The 25,748-nt window shown below is 45.5% G+C and carries 27 protein-coding genes and 1 riboswitch; all 27 genes read left to right on the forward strand.

The features are described 5' to 3' along the window. Window positions 1–10: 10 nt before the first annotated feature. A complete protein-coding gene (locus BN1080_RS03020; RefSeq protein WP_052650427.1) occupies window positions 11–250 on the forward strand; it encodes a hypothetical protein in 240 nt (79 codons plus the stop codon). A gap of 140 nt (window positions 251–390) precedes the next feature. Then, the gene (locus BN1080_RS03025; RefSeq protein WP_052650429.1) at window positions 391–1,107 is read left to right on the forward strand and encodes a YebC/PmpR family DNA-binding transcriptional regulator; all 717 of its coding nucleotides are present in this window, start codon (window positions 391–393) and stop codon (window positions 1,105–1,107) included. 226 nt (window positions 1,108–1,333) lie between these two features. Beyond that, a complete protein-coding gene (locus BN1080_RS03030) occupies window positions 1,334–2,917 on the forward strand; it encodes a class I adenylate-forming enzyme family protein (protein ID WP_052650431.1) in 1,584 nt (527 codons plus the stop codon). Continuing rightward, on the forward strand, window positions 2,910–4,136 hold the full coding sequence (locus tag BN1080_RS03035) for an acyl-CoA dehydrogenase (RefSeq protein ID WP_052650433.1): 1,227 nt from the start codon (window positions 2,910–2,912) through the stop codon (window positions 4,134–4,136). The genes BN1080_RS03030 and BN1080_RS03035 overlap by 8 nt, the downstream gene beginning before the upstream one ends. 33 nt (window positions 4,137–4,169) lie before the next feature. Then, the gene (locus BN1080_RS03040; protein ID WP_052650435.1) at window positions 4,170–5,150 is read left to right on the forward strand and encodes an NADPH:quinone oxidoreductase family protein; all 981 of its coding nucleotides are present in this window, start codon (window positions 4,170–4,172) and stop codon (window positions 5,148–5,150) included. A gap of 17 nt (window positions 5,151–5,167) precedes the next feature. Beyond that, a complete protein-coding gene (locus BN1080_RS03045) occupies window positions 5,168–5,944 on the forward strand; it encodes an enoyl-CoA hydratase/isomerase family protein (RefSeq protein WP_052650437.1) in 777 nt (258 codons plus the stop codon). 58 nt (window positions 5,945–6,002) lie between these two features. After that, window positions 6,003–7,115 (forward strand): TRAP transporter substrate-binding protein DctP, encoded by a 1,113-nt coding sequence (gene dctP / locus BN1080_RS03050; RefSeq protein ID WP_052650440.1) that lies wholly within the window; start codon window positions 6,003–6,005, stop codon window positions 7,113–7,115. A 75-nt stretch (window positions 7,116–7,190) separates the two neighbouring features. Then, window positions 7,191–8,516: a TRAP transporter large permease gene (locus tag BN1080_RS03055; protein ID WP_052650442.1), complete on the forward strand. Its 1,326-nt coding sequence runs from the start codon at window positions 7,191–7,193 to the stop codon at window positions 8,514–8,516. A gap of 23 nt (window positions 8,517–8,539) precedes the next feature. Then, window positions 8,540–9,088: a TRAP transporter small permease gene (locus BN1080_RS03060; protein ID WP_052650444.1), complete on the forward strand. Its 549-nt coding sequence runs from the start codon at window positions 8,540–8,542 to the stop codon at window positions 9,086–9,088. 44 nt (window positions 9,089–9,132) lie between these two features. Beyond that, a complete protein-coding gene (locus BN1080_RS03065; protein WP_052650446.1) occupies window positions 9,133–9,717 on the forward strand; it encodes a TetR/AcrR family transcriptional regulator in 585 nt (194 codons plus the stop codon). Between the two features lie 26 nt (window positions 9,718–9,743). After that, the gene (locus BN1080_RS03070) at window positions 9,744–10,490 is read left to right on the forward strand and encodes a 2-phosphosulfolactate phosphatase (protein ID WP_052650448.1); all 747 of its coding nucleotides are present in this window, start codon (window positions 9,744–9,746) and stop codon (window positions 10,488–10,490) included. A 17-nt stretch (window positions 10,491–10,507) separates the two neighbouring features. Further along, window positions 10,508–11,290 (forward strand): enoyl-CoA hydratase/isomerase family protein, encoded by a 783-nt coding sequence (locus tag BN1080_RS03075; RefSeq protein ID WP_052650450.1) that lies wholly within the window; start codon window positions 10,508–10,510, stop codon window positions 11,288–11,290. 19 nt (window positions 11,291–11,309) lie between these two features. Next, window positions 11,310–12,155: a 3-hydroxyacyl-CoA dehydrogenase family protein gene (locus BN1080_RS03080; protein ID WP_052650452.1), complete on the forward strand. Its 846-nt coding sequence runs from the start codon at window positions 11,310–11,312 to the stop codon at window positions 12,153–12,155. A gap of 21 nt (window positions 12,156–12,176) precedes the next feature. Continuing rightward, the gene (locus BN1080_RS03085; RefSeq protein WP_052650454.1) at window positions 12,177–13,232 is read left to right on the forward strand and encodes a phosphotransferase family protein; all 1,056 of its coding nucleotides are present in this window, start codon (window positions 12,177–12,179) and stop codon (window positions 13,230–13,232) included. 23 nt (window positions 13,233–13,255) lie between these two features. Next, window positions 13,256–13,705: an FAS1-like dehydratase domain-containing protein gene (locus BN1080_RS03090; RefSeq protein ID WP_052650456.1), complete on the forward strand. Its 450-nt coding sequence runs from the start codon at window positions 13,256–13,258 to the stop codon at window positions 13,703–13,705. After that, entirely contained in the window at window positions 13,702–14,055 is a 354-nt protein-coding gene (locus tag BN1080_RS03095) for a MaoC/PaaZ C-terminal domain-containing protein (RefSeq protein WP_052650458.1), read from the forward strand. The genes BN1080_RS03090 and BN1080_RS03095 overlap by 4 nt, the downstream gene beginning before the upstream one ends. A 58-nt stretch (window positions 14,056–14,113) precedes the next feature. Beyond that, the gene (locus BN1080_RS03100; protein ID WP_052650460.1) at window positions 14,114–14,887 is read left to right on the forward strand and encodes an SDR family NAD(P)-dependent oxidoreductase; all 774 of its coding nucleotides are present in this window, start codon (window positions 14,114–14,116) and stop codon (window positions 14,885–14,887) included. Window positions 14,888–14,905: 18 nt separating this feature from the next. Continuing rightward, the gene (locus tag BN1080_RS03105) at window positions 14,906–16,429 is read left to right on the forward strand and encodes a class I adenylate-forming enzyme family protein (RefSeq protein WP_052650462.1); all 1,524 of its coding nucleotides are present in this window, start codon (window positions 14,906–14,908) and stop codon (window positions 16,427–16,429) included. Between the two features lie 12 nt (window positions 16,430–16,441). Continuing rightward, entirely contained in the window at window positions 16,442–17,833 is a 1,392-nt protein-coding gene (locus BN1080_RS03110) for a short-chain fatty acid transporter (protein ID WP_052650464.1), read from the forward strand. 22 nt (window positions 17,834–17,855) lie between these two features. After that, window positions 17,856–18,842: a quinone oxidoreductase family protein gene (locus tag BN1080_RS03115; RefSeq protein WP_052650466.1), complete on the forward strand. Its 987-nt coding sequence runs from the start codon at window positions 17,856–17,858 to the stop codon at window positions 18,840–18,842. Window positions 18,843–19,352: 510 nt separating this feature from the next. Continuing rightward, window positions 19,353–20,597 carry a dicarboxylate/amino acid:cation symporter gene (locus BN1080_RS03120; protein ID WP_052650468.1) on the forward strand — a complete coding sequence of 415 codons (1,245 nt, stop codon included), beginning with the start codon at window positions 19,353–19,355 and terminating at the stop codon, window positions 20,595–20,597. 104 nt (window positions 20,598–20,701) lie between these two features. Further along, window positions 20,702–20,971 carry a hypothetical protein gene (locus BN1080_RS03125; RefSeq protein ID WP_052650470.1) on the forward strand — a complete coding sequence of 90 codons (270 nt, stop codon included), beginning with the start codon at window positions 20,702–20,704 and terminating at the stop codon, window positions 20,969–20,971. Between the two features lie 183 nt (window positions 20,972–21,154). After that, complete coding sequence (locus BN1080_RS03130) at window positions 21,155–21,724, forward strand: hypothetical protein (protein ID WP_052650472.1); 570 nt, start codon at window positions 21,155–21,157, stop codon at window positions 21,722–21,724. Between the two features lies 1 nt (window position 21,725). Next, the gene (locus BN1080_RS03135) at window positions 21,726–22,838 is read left to right on the forward strand and encodes an MGDG synthase family glycosyltransferase (protein ID WP_052650474.1); all 1,113 of its coding nucleotides are present in this window, start codon (window positions 21,726–21,728) and stop codon (window positions 22,836–22,838) included. A gap of 20 nt (window positions 22,839–22,858) precedes the next feature. After that, window positions 22,859–23,449: a DedA family protein gene (locus BN1080_RS03140; protein ID WP_052650476.1), complete on the forward strand. Its 591-nt coding sequence runs from the start codon at window positions 22,859–22,861 to the stop codon at window positions 23,447–23,449. 41 nt (window positions 23,450–23,490) lie between these two features. Further along, window positions 23,491–23,599: riboswitch (SAM riboswitch) on the forward strand. A gap of 99 nt (window positions 23,600–23,698) precedes the next feature. Then, entirely contained in the window at window positions 23,699–24,244 is a 546-nt protein-coding gene (ssuE, locus tag BN1080_RS03145) for an NADPH-dependent FMN reductase (protein WP_052650478.1), read from the forward strand. Between the two features lie 31 nt (window positions 24,245–24,275). Then, window positions 24,276–25,658: an LLM class flavin-dependent oxidoreductase gene (locus BN1080_RS03150; RefSeq protein ID WP_199876581.1), complete on the forward strand. Its 1,383-nt coding sequence runs from the start codon at window positions 24,276–24,278 to the stop codon at window positions 25,656–25,658. The last annotated feature ends 90 nt before the right edge of the window (window positions 25,659–25,748 follow it).

Here is a 25,748-nt window from a genome sequence, read left to right on the forward strand (position 1 = left end):
GTGGATTTTCATGAAGGAGTTCAAAGTTACGTACTTTTTTGACGAAAACCATTATATCCGAAGGTTCATTCATCTGGAGTCACAGGAAGAAGCGGAGCGGCTGGTCCGAAGCGAACGGGATCAATACATTTCGTTCACAGACAGCCGCGGCATTTACCACGAACTTCACACAGGGAAAGTTCGGACGATTCAACTCTCCGAATATTTCCGGACGGATAAAAAGGGAAAGACAAAGCGGGACTCTCATTAAAGGGAGTCCGTTTTTTTGTTGTTCAGCTCTCAAATTTTTCTTTTCAATTTCTATAACTCGAAAAAATCCGGGTTTTTATTATATAATAGAAGGAGTGAACGTTCTTCACATTCAAAGTTGAAAGAAAGTGGGAAACCAGAATGGGACGCAAGTGGAATAACATCAAAGAAAAAAAAGCATCAAAAGATGCTAATACTAGCCGGATATATGCAAAATTCGGCCGTGAAATTTACGTAGCGGCGAAGCAAGGGGAACCGGATCCTGAATCGAACCAAGCGCTGAAAGTGGTGCTGGAGCGCGCGAAAACTTACAGTGTGCCAAGAGCCATCATCGACCGGGCCATTGAAAAAGCTAAAGGCGGTTCAGAAGAAAGCTATGATGAACTTCGCTACGAAGGATTTGGGCCGAATGGTTCGATGGTAATTGTCGATACGTTGACCAACAATGTCAACCGCACCGCATCAGATGTGCGTGCAGCCTTCGGGAAGAACGGCGGCAATATGGGCGTCAGCGGCTCTGTTGCTTATATGTTCGACCACACAGCAGTCTTCGGCATTGAAGGCAAGACGGAAGAGGAAGTGCTTGAACTGCTGATGGAAGCGGATGTGGATGTGCGCGACATCGTCGCAGAGGAAGACTCGGTAATTGTCTACGCAGAGCCGGATCAATTCCACGTGGTGCAAGAAGCATTCAAAAGTGTCGGCGTTACAGAATTCACCGTAGCGGAATTAACGATGCTTGCACAAAACGAATTGGAGCTTCCGGAAGAAGCACAAGCTCAGTTTGAAAAAATGATTGATGCAATTGAAGACTTAGAAGATGTTCAGCAAGTCTACCATAACGTCGAATTAAAATAAGTTCCTGAAAACCTTTTCCGCCTCGGCAGAAAGGGTTTTTATTTTGGTTCATCGTTTTAATAATAATAGGAGTTGAATAAATATTTTAAATCGTTTGAAAATTGACTTGTAATTCAAAAAAAGAACCCTTATACTAATTTTGAAGTTATATTCTAAATTTTTTGTTTATTTTTTTATGAAAAAATGTAAGGGGTTACATTTTGGGTGAAGACAGAGGAGGCAATGTATGGAGATTTCTGAAATGAATCTTTTTGGACGTGAACATATTAAGGTTTTCAAAAATCGCCCGAAAGCGATAACAGAAATTCTTTCGGACGGTGTGCAGCAATTTGGAGAAAAAGTTGCGGTTGCAACAGAGGAGCATGAGCTTACATACAAAGAATTGGATGACCTTTCATCTATCGCAGCAGCGAACCTTCAGCAAGCAGGAATTGAAAAAGGCGATCGTGTGGCAGCTGTGATCGGCAATCGCCATGAATTCCCGATTATGGTCTTCGCCTGTTCGAAAATAGGGGCGATTATGGTTCCGATCAATGTGAAATTAGCGATGGAGGAGATTGAGTACATTCTCGGACATTCCAAACCGAAAGTGATAATCGTGGAACAGGAGTTCACCAAAAAAGTTCGGCAAGCGGCAGAAGCAAGCGGCAGCCTGGAAGCTGGCAGCCGATTATTCGAAATAGAAGGGGAAAATACGTTCAGTTCCTTGCTTGAACAAAATGCCGAATTGACGGAAGCTGCTATTTCAGAAGAGGACGGGGCGTTTATCTTGTACACTTCCGGAACGACAGGAAGACCAAAAGGTGCAGTGCTTTCCCATATCAACGTCATCCACAGCGTGATGAATTATAAATACGTGTTCCAAACTGACGACACAATGAAAACGCTGATTGCGGTGCCGATGTTCCATGTGACGGGACTGGTTGGGCAATTGCTGCACGTTCTTTATGTCGGCGGAACGGTCTACAGCATGAAGCGCTATCAAAACGAAGCCTATATCGAGAGAATCCTTAAGGATCAAATCAACTTTCTGTTTAATGTCCCGACCATCTTTATCATGATGTCCACAAGTGAAAAGTTCCAAAATCATTCGTTTGATTTTGTGAAGAAAGTGGCCTTTGGCGGGTCTCCGATTTATCAGCAAACTTTCAATATGCTGAAGCAAGCCTTTCCGAACGCTCAATTGCACAACGCTTATGGGTCGACGGAAACCACTTCTCCCGCTACTTTAATGCCGGTATCCTATCCGGAAGCGAAAGTGACATCGGTCGGCCGGCCAGTTGCCGTAGCCGATATTAAAATAATGGATAGCGAAGGCAATGAATGTGAGCCGGGAGAGTCAGGCGAACTTTACATCAAAGGCCCGATGGTCGTCAAAGAATACTGGGACAATCCGGAAGCCAATCTTTCCAGTTTCACTGATGGCTACTGGCATTCAGGAGATCTCGGAATAATGGATGATGAAGGCTATATTTACATCCGGGACCGAAAAAAAGACATGATCAACCGGGCGGGGGAAAAAATATTCTCCATCGAAGTGGAAGATGTGTTGAAGAGCCATCCGGATGTGGTGGAAGCAGCAGTAATCGGCATACCGGATCCGGTTTTTGGAGAAAAAGTAAAAGCTTTTGTAGTAGGGCCATCGCTGGATCCGGACGATTTCTCGATGTTAAAAGAGCATTGCCGAAAATCGCTGGCTAAGTTTAAAGTACCGGAAGAATTTGAGATTATTGAAAGCCTGCCAAGAAATGCATCGGGGAAAATTTTGAAAAACACCTTAAAACAAGTAGGAGGAGAAAAGAATGCTTAAAGAGCTGTCGCCTAAAGCCCAGGAATTACGAGTAAAACTAATAAAGTTTATGGACGAATACGTTTATCCAAACGAAAAAACGGTTGAAAAATACATTGAGGAAGCGGAAGACCGCTGGACGATCCCGCCGATTATCGAAGAATTGAAAGAAAAAGCGAAAGAACAGGGATTGTGGAATTTATTCCTGGACCATCCGGAATATGGAGCGGGGCTATCCAATTATGATTACGCACATCTTTGCGAAATCATGGGCCGCTCATTAATCGCTCCCGAAATTTTCAACTGCAACGCACCCGATACGGGAAACATGGAAGTTTTCGTGAAATATGGAACCGAAGAGCAGAAGAAACAGTGGCTTGAGCCGCTCCTGCGCGGTGAAATCCGTTCCTGCTTCTCCATGACGGAGCCTGACGTGGCTTCTTCGGATGCAACGAACATCCAAAGCAGTATCGTACGGGATGGAGATGAATATGTTATCAATGCCAAGAAATGGTGGACGACAGGCGCCATGGATCCGCGCTGCAAAGTGGCGATTGTGATGGGGAAAACAAATCCGGATGCGCCAAAACACCAGCAGCAATCGATGATTTTGGTTCCCTTCGATCTTCCGGGAGTCGAAATCAAACGTCCGCTGACGGTTTTCGGCTACGACGATGCCCCGCAAGGACATGCGGAAGTCCATTACAATAACGTCCGGGTACCGGCATCGAATATGCTGCTCGGTGAAGGGCGTGGGTTTGAAATCGCTCAAGGGCGCCTTGGGCCAGGCAGAATCCACCACTGCATGCGCGCCATTGGAGCAGCAGAACGCGCACTTGAATTATTATGCAAACGTGCAGATAGCCGAGTAGCTTTTGGCTCTACGTTAGCTGAAAAAGATGTCATTCGTGAAATTATTGCGGAGAGCCGAATCGAAATCGAACAGGCACGCCTGTTGACTTTGCATGCGGCCCATAAAATTGACGAAGAAGGCGCGAAAGCAGCCCGAAAAGAAATTGCCATGATTAAAATTGCAGCCCCGCGTGTGTCATTGAATGTCATCGACCGGGCGATCCAAGTATTTGGCGGAGGCGGCTTAACAGAAGACTTCCCGCTTGCTGCCCATTATGCAAATGCACGGACGCTTCGTTTAGTGGACGGACCGGACCAAGTCCACTTGCGCGATATCGGCCGGCTTGAACTTCGCGAACAATTAAAAGAAGAAGTGAAAAACAAATAAGAAAAGAATTTGTGACAACGAGGAGGTTAGCGGATGAAAACATGGTCTGTGACAAAGTTGGCAGATCCACAAGAAGCACTGGAACTGGTTGAAAACAGGAAGCCTGAACCAGGGCCTAGTGAAGTGCTTGTAAAAGTCGAGGCAGCCGCTTTGAATTTCTTTGATATTCTGCAATGCCAAGGGAAATACCAGGAAAAGCCGCCCCTGCCATTTACTCCGGGAGCAGAAATCGGCGGAGTGATTGAGGCGGTCGGGGAAGGAGTGGCGTTCAAAGTGGGACAACGCGTTCTGGCAACGCCGCTTCTTCCAAACGGCGGCCTCGCGGAATGGACATGTGTAAAGGAAGAGGGCATCTTCCCGATACCGGATTCGCTTTCATTCTCCGAAGCAGCCGCCCTGTTCATTACGTATCAAACCGCTTATTTCGCTCTACACCGGACAGCCCGGCTTCAGCCGGGGGAAGTCCTGCTTGTCCATGCGGGTTCCGGCGGCGTCGGCTCCGCTGCCATCCAGCTTGGAAAAGCGGCAGGCGCGACCGTCATTGCAACAGCAGGAAGCGATGAAAAAACGGAAATCTGCAAACAGCTTGGAGCCGATCAGGTCATCAACTACCGGACGGAAGATTTTGTTTCAATCGTGAAAGAAGCGACAAATGGCAAAGGGGCAAACGTGATTTTCGATCCGGTGGGCGGCGATACATTCGACCGTTCGAGAAAATGCATCGCTTTCGAAGGCAGGCTTTTGGTAATTGGCTTTGCAGGCGGCCGAATTGCCGATGCTCCGACAAACCATGCTTTGATCAAAAACTATTCTATTGTAGGGGTCCATTTTGGATTGTTCCGGAACCTGATGCCTGAAGAAGTCATGAAAGCGCATCTGGAATTGATGGATCTGTTTGAGCAGGGAGCCATCAAGCCGCTGATTTACGAAGAGCTGCCTTTTGAAAAAGTGCCAGCTGCCTTGGATTTATTGGGAGACCGCAAGACCTACGGGAAATTGGTAGTGATTCCATAAAACAAAGGGGGAAGCCGATGGGGAACTTAGTGGAGATTCAAATCGAAAATGGAATCGGGCATTTGAAATTGAACCGTCCGGATAAACTGAATGCTTTATCAAAAGAATTGGCTGAAGAACTGCTTCAAGGGCTGGATTCGTTGAATAAGGATAAAGAAGTCAAAGCAATCATCCTTTCGGGAGAAGGAAAGGCGTTTTCAGCAGGCGGCGATATTGCCTCGATGAAGGAATTGGCCGGTGCTGCGGAAGTAGCAGAATGGATGGAATTTATCTCGGGGGTATCCAAGAAACTGATGGACGCGGATAAGTACATCATTGCGGCGGTTCATGGATATGCTGCCGGTGCCGGATTCAGCATTGCATTGGCTGCAGATTTCATCGTGGCGGATGAACAGGCCAAATTCGCTTTAAGTTTTGCCAATATCGGATTGATCCCGGATCTAGGGCTGATCAAGTCTTTATCCGAACGGGTTTCCAAACCGATTGCGAAGGAATGGATCTCGTCTGCAAAAGTCGTGTCAGCCAAAGAAGCCTATGACAACGGCATCATCAATCGAATTTCTGAAGGGCCAGTGCTGGAGGAAGCGGAACGATTTGCGGAATTCATCGTTAAAGGCCCAGCTATCAGCAATAAATACGTGAAGTATTTAGTCAACCATGTCGGGGAGCTTCACGCCGAAACGGCTTTTACGCAGGAAAATATCATTCAGGCGATGCTGCTGCAAACAGCTGACCATAAAGAAGGCGTCTCCGCTTTCTTCGGAAAGCGAGAGCCGCAGTTTACAGGGAACTAAAACCCTTGAAAAACGGCAATACAGAAAGGCAGATAAACAAACGGATGGAGGGAAAATAATGAAAAAGTTCAAATCGCAGTTGCTGGTGGCAAGTCTAGGATTGGCAGTTCTACTGAGTGGGTGCAGCAGTGACGATTCCGGCAGCACTTCAGCAGAAGGCGAAAAAATTACGTTGCGGGCTGCAACCGGTTTAAGTGCCCAGCATGCTTGGTGGGAAAAATCTATGGTTCCATGGATGGAGCGAGTTGAAGAATTGACGGACGGACAAGTTGAATTTGAAACCTTTACGGGTGGAGAATTGGTAGCAGTGCCGGATGAAGCGGAAGCTTTGGAAAGCGGCACCGTTGACGTAGCCCTTGTATTGCCGATCTATCAGCCGGACCAATTCCCGATGGCTGAAGTAACGATGCTCCCGTTGAACCATTCGGATACCTTAATCGCTTCAAATGCTTGGAAAAAGCTTTTGGAAAGTGATGAAGAATTAGCGGATGGCAAAACGTATACAGAAATGCAGTTTGGAAACTTTAAAGTTTTCCCTGTATCCACTACCCAGGAGTATTCCATTTCGACTACTGGCCATGAGTTTAATTCGGTTGGCGATGTAAAAGGCACTTCACTTCGTACGCCTTCACGGATCCATGAAATGTATGCTGCAAAAACAGGAATCAATAGTGTGACGATGCCGGCAGTTGAAATTTATGATGCGCTAAGCCGCGGTACATTTGAAGGTGCTTTCTATAGTATTGCCGACTGGACCGGATATGGTTTCCAAGATCTGTTTACCTACACAGTAACCGGCATCAATTTCGGCCATTTCAATGCATTTATCGGAATGTCTCAAGATAAATGGGAAGAAATGCCCGAAAATGTGCAAGAAGCAATGACACAAGCAAACGAAGAAATTTTCGAACCAGGAGCTCAAGAATGGATGGACCGCGCAGAAGCGATTATTCCGGAAAATGAAGCAAATGGCGGAAAATTCGTCGACTTTAGCGAATTGGACCAAGAAGTTCAAGACCACTTTAATACAGGAATTGAAGATACATGGACAGATTACGCGAAGCTTTTGGAAGACAACGGCCTTCCAGGCAATGAACTTGTCATTAAATGGAGAGATTTAGTGGTGGAAGAAGGCGGAGAAGTGCCGGAAGCCATTATGAATTTAGAATAGCAGCACCATCAAAAGGGATAGCGCAGAAAAGATCGCCGTCCCTTTTCTTTTCAGACTTTTGCAGGGAGGCCCTTTATGGATAATTTAGTGGTTATTGGAATTATTATCGCAATGATGATCATCTTGTTGATTGCGGGGTTGTACATTCACTCCGTGCTCCTTGCCAGTGGAATTATCGGTTTAATCCTATTGGAAGGCTTTGGCATTCTGCCAGGTTTGCTCGGCAACGAACCGTTTAATCGGGTTGCCAGTTATACACTGACGACGATTCCTCTGTTTGTTTTAATGGCTCAATTTATCCTGCAGTCGGGACTCGTCCAGGATATTTTCTATATGGTCCATAAAGTATCAAAAGGAAAAAACAGCCTTCTTGGCGTACTGACCTTGATTATCGGAGGGATGCTTGGAGCGGTATCGGGTTCAGGTACGGCAACCGCTGCTTCGCTCGGGCAAGTGGCGATTCCGGAACTCAGAAAACATGGATATAGCGCTCCGCTCGCTGGAGCCATCGCTTCCTCTGGCGGCTCTTTATCCGGAATCATTCCACCGAGCATTATCTTGATTTTATATGGAGTGGCAACGGAAACTCCGGTCGGCAGCTTGTTTGTCGGAGCGTTTATCCCAGGCATTCTGACGATGATCGTATTTATTTTGGTGATGTTGGTATATTTCCGAATGGAGAAGAAAAAAACAGCTTCTGCAAATGAACCAGAGATCAAAGAAACCGCAGGGACGCCTGAAAAGCTGTCAGCGTTTCGCTTGATCGCTGCAAGTGTTATTGCCATTGTCATCGTATTGGTGATCTTCGGCGGGATTTACTCCGGGCTTTTCACCCCTACTAAAGCAGGGGCCGTCGGAGCGTTTGTCGGTTTGCTGGCTGCATTGGTACTAGGAAAAGTCAATTTTAATTTCTTTAAAGTGTCTGTGGTTGAAACCGTTAAGTTGACAGGAATGGTCATGATTATCATGATCGGCGCACAGATTTTTGGGCGATTTGTCTCTCTTTCGTTATTGCCAAGAAAGCTGATCGAATTTATCGAACCGATTATGGATACGCCAGTGCTTGTGCTGATCGCCATTTCGGTCGTTCTTTTCATTATGTTTATGTTTATCGAGGGAGCTGCAGTTATCCTGATGTCTATTCCGGTCATCTTGCCGATCATCCAGGAACTTCAAGTAGATGTCCTTTGGTTCGGCGTCTTTATCGCCGTCATTTGTACCATCGGCTTGATCACCCCTCCGGTCGGCCTTAGTGTTTATGCCGTAGCTGGCGTCAGCGGAATCAATTCGGGTTCGATTTTCAAAATCGCCATGGTATTTGCCATTGTGGCAATGATTGTGGTCTGTGGCTTGATGATTGCGTTTCCGGGACTTGCTACATGGCTTCCGAATTCGATGTGAATTAATGAAAGGGGGTAAGCTTCATGAATGGTGTATGGAAAGCCTATAAAGTTTTCGACTATATAAAATTGGCAGGAATTTGGGTCAGCGGCATCAGTGTTTTAGTGATGATGTTCCTGATCGTCTATGATGTAGCGGTCCGTTCCCTTTTCTCTAGTTCAATACGCGGCGGATTTGAAATTATCCAGAATTACATGATGCCGCTTGTGGTTTTCCCGGGACTTGCATACGTGTATGCTTCTGGTGTCTTGCCGAAGATGGATTTGGTGCTTGATAAAATCGGTCAAAAGGCGAAGAAGGTCCTGATCTTTTTAATGATTTTATTGGAGCTATTTGTATTGGTCCTCATTGTCCAGTTTAGCTGGGAATATGCAATGAACGGACTCGAAAGAAAGACGGCTTTCCCGGCTGCAGGCACACTGTATCCTTTATATCCGCTGTTTTTCCTGATTCCAATTGCATTTGCCCTGATTGTCATTGAAAATGTATTTATTTTGATCCGCAACATTTTGATAAAAGAACCTTCCTTGACAATGCGGGAAGTCGAAGAGAAACCGGAAGAATTATTGTGAAATCTGCACTCAGATTAAATCTATTGAATAAATGAGGGAATGCAATGAGTCTACGGGAGCGAAAAGCAGCTAAGAAAAAAGAAGACATTCTTCGTTCAGCCAGTTCCGTTATCTCACGGCAGGGCTTCCATAAAACAACGATGGAAGACATCGCTGCTGAACTGCTGATGACGAAAGGTTCGCTTTATTATTATTTCAAAAACAAAGAAGAATTGCTTTTTCATTGCCATGATTTGATCCTTACCGGTGCAATGGAATTGATAGAAGACATTTATCAGGAAAACATTTCTTCGGTGGAAAAGATGAAAAAAGCGATAAAAGCCCATTTGGACATCGCGATCCAGGAAAAAGAAATCTTTAATCTGATCGTAAAGCCGGAACAAATCTTCTCGGAAGACCATATTGAAGACATCGTGAATAAAAGAGATGTCTATGCGGGATTATTCGATAAAATCATTGCTCAAGGGGCTGAAAGAGGCGAGTTTCATTTAAGGCAGCAAAAAATGGCGCGGATGATCATACTTGGAGCCACGAACTGGATTCAAGTATGGTATTCCGATAAAGGCGAATTCAGTAAAGACGAAATTGAAGAGATTTATGCGGACTATCTGCTTAAAATGCTGCTTTGAAAATAACCATGAAGGATTTGGAGTGCATGAGAAGAATCCATGTAATTACACAGAAAGAAGCGGTCAAAGAAGAAAAGCTGATCGGTTGTTCAGCCGTTGTCATTGATGTTTTTTTGGCAACTTCGACAATTACTTTTTTGCTGGAGCATAACTACGGACCGATATATGCAGTGAAAGACAGTGCAGATGCTTTAATACTGGCAGATGAACAAAAAGGTGATTATATCCTGCTTGGGGAAACAAAAGGCGAATCGATTGAAGGATTTCGATATCCCGATCCTTGTTTGATCGAGCCATGCAGCAGCCAGGAGGCAGCGATCATTTGCTCAACAAATGGCACGAGGGCGATTGAAAAAGCGGCTAAGGCAAAAACGCTTTTCATCTCCTCTTTAGTGAATGGCCATGTGATTGCTGAACAGCTTCACATTCAACAAGACGAATCCTCCATCGTGTTGATTTGTTCAGGAAATGATGACCGTTTTTCAATGGAGGATTTTATCGGAGCAGGACAAATTGTGCACCACTTGAAGGATAGCGGCGACTATCAGCTTTCGGATGCTGCTAAATTGGCCAAGTCTGCCTACGAAGCGTCGCTGGCAACTGGTTTTGCTGAGTTGTATGAAAGCGAAACGGCAGAATTGCTTAGAAGATTCGATTTTGCAGAATCGATGGAACTGATCATTCGCAATCATGAAAAGTTAACGGTCATTCCGCTAGTTGAAAACGGCGCAATCCGAAATGCCACCGTCAAAATAAATTCCGGCAATGGATAAAAAGGAGTCGAGCAGAAATGGAGGATAAAGAATTGATTCAAGTAGAAACGGAAGGGCATTTAGCTATAGTGATATTAGCGAACCCACCCGTAAATGTACTGACCGATCAAATCATCTCGGAATTGGATGCAGCCATAGAGGAAATAGCGAAATTGCCGGATATCCGCGCCGTTATCTTGCGCGCTGCAGGGGAGAAAGCCTTTGCAGCAGGTGCAGATATCGGCCAATTTCCTTCTTTGACAGAAGAAACGGGAATTCAACTGGTCGATAAAGGCAAACGGGTTTTCGATAAATTAGCAGCTTCAAATGTTCCAGTCATCTGTGCGATCCAAGGCCTGGCTTTAGGAGCGGGACTGGAACTCGCCATTGCCTGCGACATCCGGGTGGTCGAAGAAGATGCCAAACTCGGGCTTCCTGAAACAGGGCTTGGCATCTTGCCGGGATATGCCGGAACACAGCGCCTGTCCCGTTTAGTCGGAATCGGAAAAGCAAAAGAGCTTGTGCTGTCCGGTGTCCTGCTGTCAGGGCAGGAAGCTTACGAAGTGGGACTGGCAGAACGGGTTGTGCCCAAAGGCGGCGCTTTTGAAGCGGCGAAAGAATTAGCGGAGAAGGTAGCGGCGAAAGGGCCAGTGGCAGTGGCCAATGCGAAGCGCGCCATAAATGAAGGAATTGAATTGCCGCTCGCTGAAGCGCAGGAGCTGGAAAGCTATTTGTTTTCAAAGCTTGTGGGAACCGCAGATATGCAAGAAGGAGTTAAAGCGTTCAAAGAAAAACGAAAGCCTGTATTTCAAGGGAAATAAAGTCGAGGAGTGATCGCCTATGGAAAAAATTGCAGTGATTGGGGCCGGAATTATGGGCAATGGAATTGCCCAAGTGGCGGCAGAAGGAAATTATCAAGTAATTTTATACGATGTGAACCCAGAAGGGCTTGATAGAGGAATTAAGCGAATTGAAAAGACCTTGTCCCGAAATGTGGAAAAAGGAAAAATTGAAAAGGCAGAAGCGGATGCGATCAGAGAAAGAATCCGGCCGACGAGCAGCATCGAAGAGTTGAAGGAAGTAGATATGGTCATTGAAGCCATTATTGAACAGATTGAACCTAAGAAAAAGTTATTTGCAGAGCTTGACCAAATTTGCAAACCCTCTACGATTTTCGCTTCGAATACTTCCGGGTTAAGCATTACAGAAATGGCAGCAGCTGTAGAACGAAGCGGCCAAGTCATCGGCATGCATTTTTTCAACCCGGTTCCCGTCATGCAATTGGTTGAAATCATCCGTGGAGAACAGACAAGCGATGAGACGGTTGAAGTGGCGCACAAAGTGGCCCAACAATTTAATAAAACAGCGATCTCGGTCAAGGAGGCGCCGCTGTTTGCGGTTAACCGGATTTTGACGCCAATGATCAATGAAGCAATCTTTGTATTATCGGAAGGCATCGCGTCAGCTGAAGATATTGATAAAGGCATGATGCTTGGCGCAAGCCATCCGATCGGGCCGCTTGCCTTAACCGATTTGATCGGGTTGGATACGATGCTTTTTGTAGCGGAAACACTTTACAACGAAACCAACGATTCCAAATATCGGCCAGCGCCTTTATTGAAGCAATACGTACGGGCTGGCAAACTGGGACGGAAATCCGGAGAAGGATTTTTCAAATACGACTGAGCTTTTAAAGGAGAGATGGCTATGAGCGACGCAAAGCAAGCAATCGGAAAATCGCAGGACTCCATCAATTGGGAGGTTGTTGAACAGCATTTGCGTAAATCGATTCCCAATTTGCCGGATGGGAAACTGAATGTGCGGCAATTTTCAGAAGGCTATTCCAATTTAACGTATTTATTGAACATTGCCGATTGGGAAGGCGTCTTGCGGCGGCCTCCGTTTGGAGAAGTGCCGCCGAAAGCACACGATATGCAGCGGGAATACCGAATGCTTGAAAAAGTGAACCCGGTGTTTCCATTAGCGCCCAAGCCTTATGTGTACTGCGAAGATCCGGCCATCATGGACAAGCATTTCTATGTCATGGAGAAAAAACAAGGTGTAGTGATCGATGACGTGCTTCCTGAAAATTACGGGGGATCCGAACAGGCTGGGCCGAAGATTTCGGAGACTGTCATACAAACGCTTGCGCAGCTTCAAGCGATTGATTATCAAGAAGCAGGGCTTGCCGGAATGGGGAAGCCTGAAGGGTTTCTTGAACGGCAGGTGAAAGGGTGGATCAAGCGCTATGACCATTCTAAAACCGAAGCCATTACGGAGTTGGACGGACTCGAGAAGTGGCTGGCGGAAAACTTGCCGGTTACCCGGGAAACAACAATTGTCCATAATGACTTTAAATTGAACAATATGGTACTGGATGCGCATGATCCCGGAAAAGCGGTTGGCATTCTGGATTGGGAGCTTTCGACGATTGGCGACCCCATGAGCGATTTGGGATCAACGGTGGCTTATTGGGGACAGCTGGATGACCCGGATATGGGCATCAATATCGTCACGAACCAAAAAGGATTCTACAGCAGACGCGAATTTGTGGAAGCTTATGCCAAAACAAGCGGGAGAGATGTATCGAACATCAACTATTACGTAACGTTCGGTTTTTATAAACTTGCTGTGATCCTGCAGCAAATCCACTACCGTTGGAAAATTGGTGAAATCGATGACGATCGTTTTGGCGTGTTGAATATTGCGGTTCGCAATCTAATTGAAATGGCCAATGAAACACGCAGCAATCGATTGCTGTAAAACGAGACAAAGGCGGGTGGACCATGACCGAAATTTCTAATCATGAAATTATCTTCGATTACACCCCTTTTCTCATAGAAGAAGGGAAGATCCGGGAGTTTGCCAAAGCGATCGGCAGCACAAATCCGATTTATTTCGATGCCGGCATGGCAATAGAAAAGGGGCACCGGGCAATACCGGCGCCGCCGACTTTTGCGACCGTGATCGATTTTTGGAATGAACGGGATTTCTATCAATTGTTTCAGCAAATTGGCCTGGATCCGAATCATGTGCTTCACGGAGAACAGGAATATGAGTATATCCAGACTCTATATGCTGGAGATGTTATTCGTGCCCAAGCCATTGTAAAAGAACGCATCCAGAAAAAATCAATGAATTTTTTCAAGCTTGAAACAGTCTATAAGAACCAGCGAGAAGATATTGTATTGATCAATCGTTCCACTTTAATCGAAAGGGCGGCTGCAAGCGAATGAATGAATTTTCAGTAATCCGGAAACAGCCGCTCAAGCCGATTGACTTAGTCAAGTATTCAGGAGCTTCGGGTGATTTCAATGAAATACATACGGTTCCAGGCGTTGCCCATGAAAAAGGGCTGAAAGATATTATCGCCCACGGCATGTTTTTAATGGGGTGGGCGGGCGAAGCCATATCCGAATGGTTTCCTGATGCAAAGTTAAGCCGGTTCAAAGTCCGGTTTCAAGCAGTCACCCATCCGGGCAGTGAGCTCTTCATCAGCGGAGCTGCAGATGGAAATAAAGGGGAAATTATAATCAGTGATTCGGTTGGCGAAGTGAAACTAAGAGGATCCTTTGAGATTCAATAAATATGTAGAGCTTTAATTTTCGGAACATTCGTTCATTTATCGGTTAGGAGGTATGTACATGCAAATTACTGCTTATCCCAGTTTTGATCTGGCAGGCAAAAAAGCCCTTGTGACAGGCGGCAGCAAAGGCATCGGTTTAGCGATAGCAGCGGGGCTTGCGCATTACGGGGCCGAAGTGATGATAACGGGGCGCCACGAAGAAGCTTTGATCGAAGCGGCAAGAGCGCTCAATGCCGAAGGCGGCAAAGTCAGCTGGAAAATATCCGATGTTACTTCCAAAGAAGATGTAGGGGCGTTATTTAAACACATTGATGCAGAATTCGGCCAATTGGATATCTTGGTCAATAACGCGGGGATGAACATCCGCAAATTATTGGTCGAGGTGGAGGAAGAAGATTGGGACCGTGTGCTTGATACCAATCTGAAAGGAATTTTTCTCGTGGGGCAGCAAGCTGCCAAACGAATGATGGAGCAAAAGAATGGTCGAATCATCAACATCTCATCGATTCTCGGAAAAGTAGGAAATTCCTTGCAAACGAGTTACGCTGCAAGCAAAGGCGGCATCGACCAATTGACGAAAGTGTGGGCGGCGGAATTAGCCGAATACAATGTTACGGTCAATGGGCTTGCCCCTGCGTATATCAAAACGTCGATGACGGCGCATTTTCTGGAAGATCCCGAACGCCTTGGGAAAATTGTCGACCGCACCATGATGAAACGGATGGGCGAAGTGGAAGAAATGATTGGCCCTACGGTCTTTTTTGCTTCGGATGCTTCCAGCTACGTGACCGGCCAGACTCTATATATCGATGGAGGATGGACCGCTAATTAAAATTGTGAGGTGGCCTCAATGAATTATCAATCTGTCCCGGCATTGCTGGCAGAGAAATCTGCAGAAAACCCGGATAAAGAATTTGTGTTAGTAGAAGATAGGCACGGTGAGATAGAAACGATGACTTATCGTGAATTTCAGGAGAACGTGCAGAGACTGGCGAGCGTTCTATCAGGATACGGCATCCAAAAAGGAGATAAAGTGCTGCTTCATCTTCCGAATGGGAGCGCATTTATGCTGTCGTGGTTTGCGATTCTGTCCATCGGTGCCGTGATGGTGCCGACAAATATCCTTTCGACAAGAGAAGAAATGGATTATCTAACCTCTCACTCTGAAAGCAAACTGATCATCACGGAAAAGGCTTATGAAGCGAAGTTCACCGCATTCGACCTTCCGCTGCTCTTTTCAAGGCTTGGCAGCGGCCAAGAAGGAATTTGGCTGGAAGAAGAAATCAGAAAATCAACCACGCTTCAGAATCTTCCTATGATTCTACCAGAAGACGAAGCGGCCATTCTATACACATCCGGAACCACTTCCAAGCCGAAAGGGGTCGTTTTGACTCATTATAATTACCTCCATACTGGTCAAAAAATGTCTGAGCATTTAGGCTATCAAAAAACAGACCGGCCATTAATCGTGTTGCCGATGTTTCACGGGAATGGACAGTATTATATGGCAATGCCAGCACTTTATGCCGGCGCTAGCATTGCAATTACAGAAACTTTCAGTGCCACGAATTACATGAAACAGGCAAAGCGGATGAATGCCACGATCGGTTCACTATTTTCAGCGCCCATAAAAATGATTTTGAAGAAAGAATACGATCCGCAAGACGCAGAAAATAAGATGCGTTTGATCATTTATGCCCAAGCTTTAACAGATGAACAATACACTTTATTTACAGAAAGGTATCAAGTGCCGCTTCGGCAGTTATATGGCATGACAGAAACAGTAGCGATCCCTTTAATGCGCCCGCTGAATGATACTTTGGATCATTTGACCATAGGTGAAGAAGTTTGCGGTTACCGAGTCATTTTGCGAGATGAACAAAGAAAGGAAGTGGAGATTGGAGAAGAAGGCGAAATTACGGTTTATGGACAGCCCGGGATGACCATCATGAAAGAATATTTTAAGAATCCACAAGCAACAGAAGAGACCATCCAGGAAAACTGGCTCTATACCGGAGACATGGCAAGGAAGGATCCTGCAACCGGCCGGTTCTATTTTGTAGACCGGAAAAAAGACATGATGAAACGGGCGGGAGAGAACATTGCAGCGGGTGAAGTGGAAGCTGTTTTAAATGAGCATGAAGCGGTTTTTGAGAGCGCGGTCGTATCGGTTCCGGATCCGGTTTATGAAGAAGCGATTCATGCGTTTGTCATTTTGAAGGAAGGGGCTTCTGTAAACGGCGATGAATTGGTCGAGTGGTGCAAGGAGCGGATGGCAAAGTTTAAAGTTCCGCAAGAGGTCCACATTACAGAAGAATTTCCGCGTACATCCGTCGGGAAAATTCAAAAACATCAAATGAAAAAATGGATATGAGGAGGAATGGGAATGGTGGAAGTGAAGAATGCTGAGGAATTAGAAAGAGAGAAAGTCTTAAACGCCCAGAAGAACAACCCGCTGGCAAGAGTCGCTGGATTTTTTGCGCGAATTGCAGAAAGATGGCTGCCGGATGCCTTTGTCTTTGCCATTATCCTAACCGCTATCGCTTTTGTTGCAGGTGTCATTTTCACTGATTCAAGCCCGCTCGATATGATGAGGTATTGGGGAGACGGCATGTGGGGTCTTCTGACGTTCACTGCTCAAATCATCACCACATTTGTCTTGAGCTATGCCTTAGCCTTGACGAAGACAGTGTCCGATACGCTTGAAAAAATCGCGGCTAAATGCAAGACGCCGAATTCTGCTATTTTGATGGTGACGTTCACTGCACTGGCTGCCTCTATGATCAGCTGGGCTTTCGGTTTGGTTGTCGCAGGAATTATGGCGAAGCTGGTGGCCAAAAAAGTACTTGATGTGGATTACCGTGTTTTGGTTGCTGCAGGCTATTCTGGATTCTTAATCTGGGAAGGCGGTTTGTCGTCCTCTCCAGCCCTATTCGTTGCAACAGCAGGACACATTTTCGAAGGGGATATCGGGGTCGTACCCATTTCGGAGACGTTGATGTCGGGTGTAAATATCGCAATCGTCCTTATTCTGTTTTTCACTCTGCCTTTTGTCATGCGCTTTATCCATCCGAAAAATCCGAAAGACCGCTTTATTGTCGAGCAGTCCCGCTTGGAAGATAAAATCGAAATTGAAGAGAAAAAAGAAGAAACGAATTATCCAAATGATAAAATTGAAAAAACTCGCCTCATTCCTCTCATTGGAGGCTTTTTAGGGTTGAGCTATTTGGTCAACCATTTCATTACAAATGGGTTCTCACTGGATTTGAACACGGTCAATTTAATCTTCTTAACCGCTGCACTTCTGTTATTTGCAAACGTACGGGAACTGGCGGAAGGCTTACTGAAATCGGTGAGCAGCGTAGGGCAATTTGTCCTGCAATATCCGTTCTATGCCGGAATTATGGGGATGCTCGGAGCTTCGGGCTTGGCTGTCCTTTTATCTAACTTTTTTATCGATATTTCCAATGCCAATACGCTGCCGCTTTGGACTTTCCTTTCTGCGGGAATTCTCAATATTTTCATACCATCCGGAGGCGGGCAATGGGCGGTTCAGGCTCCGATTGTCATTCCGGCAGCGCTTGAAATGGGTGTGGATCCTGCAAAAGTGGTCATGGCAGTAGCGTGGGGCGATAGTTGGACAAATATGATCCAACCGTTCTGGGCCATCCCGCTCCTCGCGATTGCTGGACTTAAAATCCGCGATATCATGGGCTACACGATGATTGCCTTGATCTATGGCGGCCTGGTCATCGGGGCATGTATGCTGATATTTTAATTTGTAAAGGCGGCGTTATCCTATGAAAGCAATTCTAGTAAATGAGCCGGGTCCACCTGAAGTGTTAAAGCTTAAAGAAATAGACAAGCCGGCTATTGCTCCAAATCAAGTATTGATCCGTGTTCAGGCCATCAGTGTGAATTTCGCTGATATCAAGGCGCGGCAAGGCCAATATCATGGCATCGAAGCCGGTTCTGCGTTTATTCCGGGGCTGGACTGTTCAGGTGAAATCATTGAAATAGGGGAAGAGGTAAGCCGTTTTCAAGTGGGGCAGCGCGTCATGGCATTTCCAAAAGCGGGAAGCTATGCAGAATATGCAGCAGCGGATGAAGCGTTAACATTCCATGTGCCGGATGAATTGGAGATGGAAACAGCTGCAGCTTCACTGACTATAGGAGTCACCGCTTATAATGTTATAAAAAAAATGGCGCGCTTAGTTCCGGGAGAGACGGTCGTTATTCATTCGGCAGCTGGCGGCATCGGTTCGGTTGCCATTCAACTGGCTAAAGTTTATGGTGCTGCCCAAATTATCGGAACCGTTGGAAGTGATGAAAAAATTGCGGCTGCCAAAAGTTTCGGCGCTGATCATGTCATCAACTATTCGACTGAAGATTTTGCTGAGCGAGTAAACGACTTAACAGATGGGAAAGGGGCCGATGTGATTTTAGATACGATAGCAGGAAGCCATTTTGAAAAGAGCATGGATTGCTTAGCACCATTTGGAAGGATTATCAGTTTCGGGCACGCCAATGACGGCTCTGCAGCAGGACGTATCAAAACCACGGATCTCCATTCGAGCTGCCGCTCAGTGATTGGCTACAGCACAGGAAATTATCGGAAGCAGCGCCCTGAATTTTTGCAGGAAGGCGCTTCGGCCATCATGGAATTATTGCTTCAAGGCAAATTAAACATTGCCATATCGAAGCGCCATCCATTAGCCGAAGCTGCCCAAGCACATGCTCATATTGAAAGCAGGAAAAGCATCGGAAAAGTGATGCTGCTGCCCTGAATGCATTCTTATTTGACTGCCTTGCCTTGGATCTGGCAAGGCAGTTTTTGTTTTAACACCTGCATTTCCGCAGCAAAATCAGCCGGGAAATTAGGCGTTTCGTCCAGCACTGTTTATCGATGGGCTGAAGAATACAAGATCGAACTCAAAAAATATTTAAAAAGAAAAGAATGATGAATTTTCAAGACCGTTCTTCCGCGATCGATGGCTGAAGGCGGTCTTTTTAAATTATGGTTGAAGTTGAGTAAGGAAAGGTATATTTATATAGTTAAATTTAATATTTTTTGAATAAATATACGGAATTGAAAATAAGGATAGAAAATCCTTTGATTCGCGATTAAAGCAGATGAATCAAGGGTATTACGAGGTAAGCAGTAATCTGGAAAAAGTGTTTTCAATAAATATTACATAAATATACGGAATTTTTATTACAACCTAATGATATTTTACTGTAAAATTTATTGGTTTTCGGGTAAACTGAACTCTACTCTAAAAAAAGGAAGATGATAGATGAAGAAAAAAAGCTTAACTGTAAAAGTTTTAACTGGATTGGTCTTAGGGGCAATTGTCGGTTTACTCATCAATTTGTTTGCGCCTGGCTCATTTGAGACTTTAAATACATACGTATTTGTCCCTGTTGGACAAATCTTCTTAAGTTTGATCAATATGCTCGTTGTTCCGTTAGTTTTCTTTTCCATTGTCCTTGGGACGGCGGGTCTTGGGGATCCGGCAAAATTGGGGCGCATCGGTTTGAAAACGATTACTTACTTTCTAGTGACAACGACAATCGCTATCGTGATTGGCCTTTCGCTGGCATCAGTAATTCAACCAGGGCTTGCTGGCGATTTTGATTTACAAGGGGCCTCTTTTGAATCTGAAGAAGCGCCATCAGTAGTCGATACTTTATTGAATATTATCCCATCCAATCCGTTAGCTGCGTTGACGGAAGGCAACATGCTGCAAATCATTGTTTTTGCCGTTTTTATTGGTTTGGCTTTAACGGCGTTAAAAGAAAAAACGTCTGGTTTGCTTAAATTGATGGAGCAAGGCAATGAAGTGATGATGTATTTGGTCGGAATCGTGATGAAGTTCGCTCCGTACGGTACATTTGCATTGATTGCAACAGCTGTCGGTTCGCAAGGATTTTCAGCGATGAAAGCGATGGGAGCTTACATGCTGGTCATATTGGCAGCATTAGCACTTCATGCAGCCGTTACTTATGGCGGGACAATCGCCCTTTTAGCTAAGAAAAATCCGATTTGGTTTTTCAAAAAGTTTGCTCCTGCTATGACTGTCGCATTCAGTACGTCAAGCAGTACGGCTACCCTGCCGGTTTCGATGGAGGTAGCTCAAAAAGATTTGGGTGTTCCGAAGTCAGTCAGTTCGTTTGTGCAGCCGCTTGGCGCAACCATCAATATGGATGGGACAGCGATCATGCAAGGCGTAGCAACGATGTTCATCGCGCAAGCTTACGGCATCGATTTGACGGCTATGGAACTGGCGACAGTTGTCTTGACTGCGGTACTCGCAAGTATCGGTACAGCAGGGGTTCCTGGAGTCGGCCTTATCATGCTTGCGATGGTATTGAGCAGTGTAGGCCTTCCGGTAGCAGGAATCGGTTTGGTAATCGGGATTGACCGTCTATTGGATATGACCCGAACTGCGGTCAATATTTCAGGCGATGCGGCATGTGCCGTTTATGTAGCAGAAACTGAAGGCAAGAGAGAGATCAGGAAACAAGAAGCAGAAGCGTAAAAAATGACAGCCTCCTTTCGTTTTGCGGCGAAAGGAGGCTGTTTTAAGTTATCTGAACTTTTGATGATATACTGTCTTTAAAAGCAGAAGCAGGAGGCGAAGAGATGAACGATATCTGGAAAATCCGATACAAATTGCACAATATCCGGGTAGAGAAAAATTTAAGGAGCCAAAAGCTTTATGTAGATGGCGTTCTGCAGGATGAGCAAATCGGTTTTGCCCTGAGTTCAAGATTGTTCGGCAAGCTGAAAAATGAAGACGGAGAAACAGAAGATATTAAAGTTTCCATCGGCATCAAGTGCCTGGAAGCACAATGTTTGATTTTTATAGGAGAAAAATTGATTTATTCCACCAAAGTGCAATGGGAAGGCTGAAGAGAGATGCAGATATGCATCTCTTTTTTTCTTTGGATGAATCAGAATTGCTTACATCTATCTACGCCTCAAGTCCTGCAAGGAAAAAGTCCAGCGCCCGATGCTGTTATTTTCTGCTGAGGCTAAACTGAGAATAACTTATTAAACGTTGCTGGGACAGGCAGCTTAAGAGGAGATGAAGCAATGGATGTCTATATTATTTTCACGGATACCAAAACTCCTTTATCGAAAATGATCAAAGCGTATACACGCCATCCTTACAGTCACGTATCGTTAGCGTTCAGTTCTGATTTGACAGAGGTGTACAGCTTTGGCAGAAAAAATGCAGACAATGCTTTTAACGGCGGCTTTGTAAAAGAGGACATGCACAACCATCTATTTCAGCGTGCACATTGTGCAATTTTCAAATGCCCGGTTGATGCTAAGGGGCTCAAAGCGATGAAGAACTTCGTGTTTGCCATGGAACAGGAGCGCGACCGCTACAAATACAATGTGGCAGGATTGTTTGGAGTGGTGGTGAAACGCGGGTTCGGAGGCGAGAATTCGTTTTTCTGCTCCCAATTTGTAGCAGAAGTGCTGCGTCAAGGCAGAATCGAAATTTCGCAAAAGCCTTCCCGATTAATGATGCCGCGAGATATTTTCTGTGCGGATTTTCTGCAGCTTGCTTATAGTGGCCCCTTATCGTCTTATCCGCCATTGGTTTCTGAACAGCCATGCAAAATGGAAAATACTATGTTGATGGAGGCTCTATAACATGAAAAAAGTACTGATATTTCCGCTATTGAACAGTATGCCTTCCGGCCATCATCAAGTGGCGGAAGCAATGAGTGAATTCATCCGAGACCATACTGGGGAAGTCCAATGCAAAAAGGTGGATTTATTGAGCGAATGGAATGCAAAAGTGGAATCGGTAACTGTTAAGGCCTACTTAAATTGGATACGGAGAGCACCCAATTCGTATGCATGGATTTATCGGCAATTTGCCTATAAATCGTCAAAAGAAAAGAGCCATAAAACGTATGAATGGCTTTTCATGAAAAAAGTCAGCGAGATTTTAGAAAGGGAAAAACCCGATTTAATCATTTGCACACATGGGTTTCCGTCGATTTTCATCAATAAGTTGAAGAAACAAGGAAAATGCAAAGTCCCTTGCCTGAATGTGTACACGGATTTTTTTGTGAATGATGTATGGGGAAGAGAATGCATCGAATATCATTTTGCTCCAAACGAAGCGATAAAAGGAGCGTTATGCCAGCGCTATGGAATTCCGGAAAACCGTATTTTTGTGACAGGCATACCGGTAAGTGAAAAGTTCAGCCGTCAGGAAGAGCGGCATTCCACTAAACGGCTAACCGTTTTAGTTTCCGGAGGAAGCACGGGACTGAGCGAAGTCTTGAACCAGCTGGATGAAGAGGTTAACGAGGAAAAATGGAATTTTCAAGTTCTATGCGGAACCAACAAAAAACTTCAGCAGAAAATTACCGCTTTAAACCATCCGGCGATCCATGCGATCCCCTACATTTCTTCAAAGGAAATGATGAATGAGCTGTACAGCAAAGCGGATGCTCTTGTGACAAAACCGGGAGGCGTCACCGTCAGCGAAGCGCTGCGGAAAGAGTTGCCGATTTTTATTCCGGCGGCTCTTCCGGGCCAGGAGGAAATCAATCTGGCTTACTTGCTGGAGGAAAAACTGGTGTTTGCAGTGCCTGAAGGACGCAGGCTGATGGATTTTCTAGACGAAACTTTGGCGGATGAGGAAGCCATTGGGCGTTTCCAGAAGCGCATTAAAGCTTATAAAAATTCTTTGAGCCTGAAGAACTCGGATGAAATTTACATGGAGCTCGAAAAGATTTTAGTGGGCAATTAAAGGACTGGAGAGTGGGCGGTATGATTGAAGGAATACTGGCTTTTCTCGAAAGTTTGGGGATGAAAGGATTATTCAGCGTCATGTTTTTGGAAGGATCTTCTTTGCCGTTTCCTGGAGTGGCGCTGGTGATAGCTTATGGCGGATTATTGAATCACGACTTGCCGGCCACCGCTTGGTTGTCGGCAGGACTGGCAGCTTCGTACAACCTGGCGTGTTTGATTCCCTATTTCCTGGGCAATAAATTCCAAAACATCTTTCAGAGAAAATTCCATAAAGGGTTAAAAAAAGCATCCGATTTGTTTCGCCGCTACGGCATATGGAGCATTGCGATTTCGCGGCCATTCGGCATCGGCAACTACATTTCCTATTTGGCTGGCATAAGTAAAATTCCGCTTGGAAAATATGCGGTGCTGACTTTTATCGGCATTTACCCGTGGTGTTTTGCTATGCTCCGCATTGGGCATTATTTTAACGGGAATTATGAGGCGTTTACATCTTTTATGTCAGCCAGTCCAATTCCCATTTACGGCTATCTGGCTGCTGCCTTGGGAGCAGCGGGCATTTGGCTGTATCTGAAAGCGAAGAGTCAGAATAATAAATTTAAAGCTTGACACCCCTAATCCCTAGTATTATGATAGGCATTAATCGAATAAACTTATCCAGAGAAGCCGAGGGACTGGCCCGTTGACGCTTCAGCAACCTCTGACATTGTCAGAAAGGTGCTAACTCCAGCAAGAAGATTTTTTCTTGAGAGATAAGGACAGGACCTATTAGATTTAATGGCCTTCTTTTCTTGATATCGAGAAAAGGAGGCCATTTTTCATTTTTGAATAAAATTTTAATCAGAGAGGAAGAATCAGATGAGTGAAGTTGTAATTTTATCAGGCAGCCCTTCAAAGGACTCCAGATCTGAAACAGTATTAAAGCATTTAGGAGGGTTATTGGAGAGGAAAGGAATTTCGGTCACCCATATTTCAGTGAGAGACGTTCTGAAAGACGATTTGTTCGAAGGGCGTTTCGATAGTCCGGCTATCGATGAAATCAGCGCGTTAATCCACCAGTCACGGGGCGTTATTGTAGGATCACCCGTCTATAAAGCAGCCTATTCAGGTGTGCTAAAAGCATTGATTGATCTCTTGCCGCAGGATGTTCTGCAAGCGACTCCGGTCTTGCCGTTGATGACGGGAGGCAGTTCCGCTCACCTTTTAGCGCTTGAATATACATTAAAACCGCTGCTTGCGAACTTGAAGGGACAAAATTTGAAAGGAATCTACTTAGTCGACAGCCAAATTGATAAAACGAATCCGCATGAGCCGATCATTGAAGCCCAAGTGGAGCAGCGTTTGAAAAAACAGCTGGATTATTTCTTGGAGATTATTGAAAGACAGCCTGTCACGAGCGCTTAAAACGAAAAGGATTTTTGAGGAGGAGAAGCTATTGGCGAAAAAACGGATTTACTTGAACGCTTTTGACATGAATTGTGCCGGCCATCAATCCCCAGGATTATGGACACATCCAGAAGATCGCTCTCATACGTATAAGACGAGCGAATATTGGATTGAATTGGCAAAGCTTTTGGAACGCGGCGGTTTTGACGCCATTTTTCTGGCAGATGTACTCGGAACCTACGATGTTTATAAAGGCTCACGCGATGCGGCAGTGCGGCAAGGTGCACAGTCTCCGGTAAACGATCCTGCGTTAGTCGTGCCATTGATGTCTGCCGTGACAAAACATTTAGGCTTCGGCGTTACCGCTTCGACGACTCACGAACATCCTTACACATTTGCGCGCCGGATGTCGACATTGGACCATTTGACGAATGGCCGCGTCGGCTGGAACATCGTCACTTCCTATTTAAAAAGCGCTGCGCTCAATATCGGGCTGGAGGATCAAGTGAAACACGATGAACGCTACGATATCGCGGCAGAATATTTGGAAGTCTGCTACAAGCTGTGGGAAGGCAGCTGGGAAGAAGACGCCGTTGTTTTGGACAAAGTGAATGGCATCTACGCCGATCCGGAAAAAGTCCATGACATCAATCATGAAGGGAAATATTATAAAGTGCCCGGCGCCCATTTAACGGAACCTTCCCCGCAGCGGACGCCAGTCCTGTATCAGGCGGGGGCATCCAAAAAAGGAGTGGAGTTTGCCGGACAGAATGCAGAATGCGTCTTTATCGGGGCGCCGACCATCCAAGCCGCAAAGCGGTCAGTGGATAAATTGCATGAGCAGATCGAACGTGCAGGCCGGTCCCGTGAAGAAGTGAAGATCTTAACGATGCTGACGCCGATTGTCGGAAAAACGGAAGAAGCAGCATGGGCAAAATACGAAGAGTACAAAAAACATATCAGCCATGAAGGGGCGCTTGCTTTATTCGGCGGATGGACGGGAATTGACTTGTCGAGCTATGCCCCTGACCAGCCCTTGGAATACATTGAGAATGACTCTATCCAATCAGCGTTGGAAAACTTCACAAGAATTGATGCGGAAAAGAAATGGACAGTAGACGACATCAAGGAATTTGTGGGAATCGGCGGCATGAGTGCATATACGGTGGGTTCACCTGAACAGGTCGCTGATACTTTGGAGCAATGGGTGGAAGAAGCCGGAGTGGACGGCTTTAATATTGCCTACGCCATAACACCGGGAACATTCGAAGATTTTATCGAATTGGTGGTGCCGATTTTGCGTGAACGGGGCTTATTGCGGGCTGAATACGAAGGGAGCACATTGCGTGATCGCCTGTTCGGCAAAGGGGACCGGCTGCCTGCCCATCATCATGGAAAAAAGTTTTCCTTGGAGAAAGCAGAAGTTCGTTAAAAACCTTATGCAAATTTAAGGGAAGCCATGGAGAGCCTTCAATGCTCCATGGTTTTTTAGCGTGAAAAAAAAGAACTTCAATGAATCAGC

This window comes from Planococcus massiliensis, assembly GCF_000821325.1.
GTDB classification, from domain to species: Bacteria; Bacillota; Bacilli; order Bacillales_A; family Planococcaceae; genus Planococcus; species Planococcus ruber.

Bases quoted from the DNA above. Each gene is read 5' to 3' on its own strand.
- BN1080_RS03020 (WP_052650427.1), top strand. From the start codon at position 11: ATGAAGGAGTTCAAAGTTACGTACTTTTTTGACGAAAACCATTATATC.
- BN1080_RS03025 (WP_052650429.1), top strand. From the start codon at position 391: ATGGGACGCAAGTGGAATAACATCAAAGAAAAAAAAGCATCAAAAGAT.
- BN1080_RS03030 (WP_052650431.1), top strand. From the start codon at position 1,334: ATGGAGATTTCTGAAATGAATCTTTTTGGACGTGAACATATTAAGGTT.
- BN1080_RS03035 (WP_052650433.1), top strand. From the start codon at position 2,910: ATGCTTAAAGAGCTGTCGCCTAAAGCCCAGGAATTACGAGTAAAACTA.
- BN1080_RS03040 (WP_052650435.1), top strand. From the start codon at position 4,170: ATGAAAACATGGTCTGTGACAAAGTTGGCAGATCCACAAGAAGCACTG.
- BN1080_RS03045 (WP_052650437.1), top strand. From the start codon at position 5,168: ATGGGGAACTTAGTGGAGATTCAAATCGAAAATGGAATCGGGCATTTG.
- dctP (WP_052650440.1), top strand. From the start codon at position 6,003: ATGAAAAAGTTCAAATCGCAGTTGCTGGTGGCAAGTCTAGGATTGGCA.
- BN1080_RS03055 (WP_052650442.1), top strand. From the start codon at position 7,191: ATGGATAATTTAGTGGTTATTGGAATTATTATCGCAATGATGATCATC.
- BN1080_RS03060 (WP_052650444.1), top strand. From the start codon at position 8,540: ATGAATGGTGTATGGAAAGCCTATAAAGTTTTCGACTATATAAAATTG.
- BN1080_RS03065 (WP_052650446.1), top strand. From the start codon at position 9,133: ATGAGTCTACGGGAGCGAAAAGCAGCTAAGAAAAAAGAAGACATTCTT.
- BN1080_RS03070 (WP_052650448.1), top strand. From the start codon at position 9,744: ATGAGAAGAATCCATGTAATTACACAGAAAGAAGCGGTCAAAGAAGAA.
- BN1080_RS03075 (WP_052650450.1), top strand. From the start codon at position 10,508: ATGGAGGATAAAGAATTGATTCAAGTAGAAACGGAAGGGCATTTAGCT.
- BN1080_RS03080 (WP_052650452.1), top strand. From the start codon at position 11,310: ATGGAAAAAATTGCAGTGATTGGGGCCGGAATTATGGGCAATGGAATT.
- BN1080_RS03085 (WP_052650454.1), top strand. From the start codon at position 12,177: ATGAGCGACGCAAAGCAAGCAATCGGAAAATCGCAGGACTCCATCAAT.
- BN1080_RS03090 (WP_052650456.1), top strand. From the start codon at position 13,256: ATGACCGAAATTTCTAATCATGAAATTATCTTCGATTACACCCCTTTT.
- BN1080_RS03095 (WP_052650458.1), top strand. From the start codon at position 13,702: ATGAATGAATTTTCAGTAATCCGGAAACAGCCGCTCAAGCCGATTGAC.
- BN1080_RS03100 (WP_052650460.1), top strand. From the start codon at position 14,114: ATGCAAATTACTGCTTATCCCAGTTTTGATCTGGCAGGCAAAAAAGCC.
- BN1080_RS03105 (WP_052650462.1), top strand. From the start codon at position 14,906: ATGAATTATCAATCTGTCCCGGCATTGCTGGCAGAGAAATCTGCAGAA.
- BN1080_RS03110 (WP_052650464.1), top strand. From the start codon at position 16,442: ATGGTGGAAGTGAAGAATGCTGAGGAATTAGAAAGAGAGAAAGTCTTA.
- BN1080_RS03115 (WP_052650466.1), top strand. From the start codon at position 17,856: ATGAAAGCAATTCTAGTAAATGAGCCGGGTCCACCTGAAGTGTTAAAG.
- BN1080_RS03120 (WP_052650468.1), top strand. From the start codon at position 19,353: ATGAAGAAAAAAAGCTTAACTGTAAAAGTTTTAACTGGATTGGTCTTA.
- BN1080_RS03125 (WP_052650470.1), top strand. From the start codon at position 20,702: ATGAACGATATCTGGAAAATCCGATACAAATTGCACAATATCCGGGTA.
- BN1080_RS03130 (WP_052650472.1), top strand. From the start codon at position 21,155: ATGGATGTCTATATTATTTTCACGGATACCAAAACTCCTTTATCGAAA.
- BN1080_RS03135 (WP_052650474.1), top strand. From the start codon at position 21,726: ATGAAAAAAGTACTGATATTTCCGCTATTGAACAGTATGCCTTCCGGC.
- BN1080_RS03140 (WP_052650476.1), top strand. From the start codon at position 22,859: ATGATTGAAGGAATACTGGCTTTTCTCGAAAGTTTGGGGATGAAAGGA.
- ssuE (WP_052650478.1), top strand. From the start codon at position 23,699: ATGAGTGAAGTTGTAATTTTATCAGGCAGCCCTTCAAAGGACTCCAGA.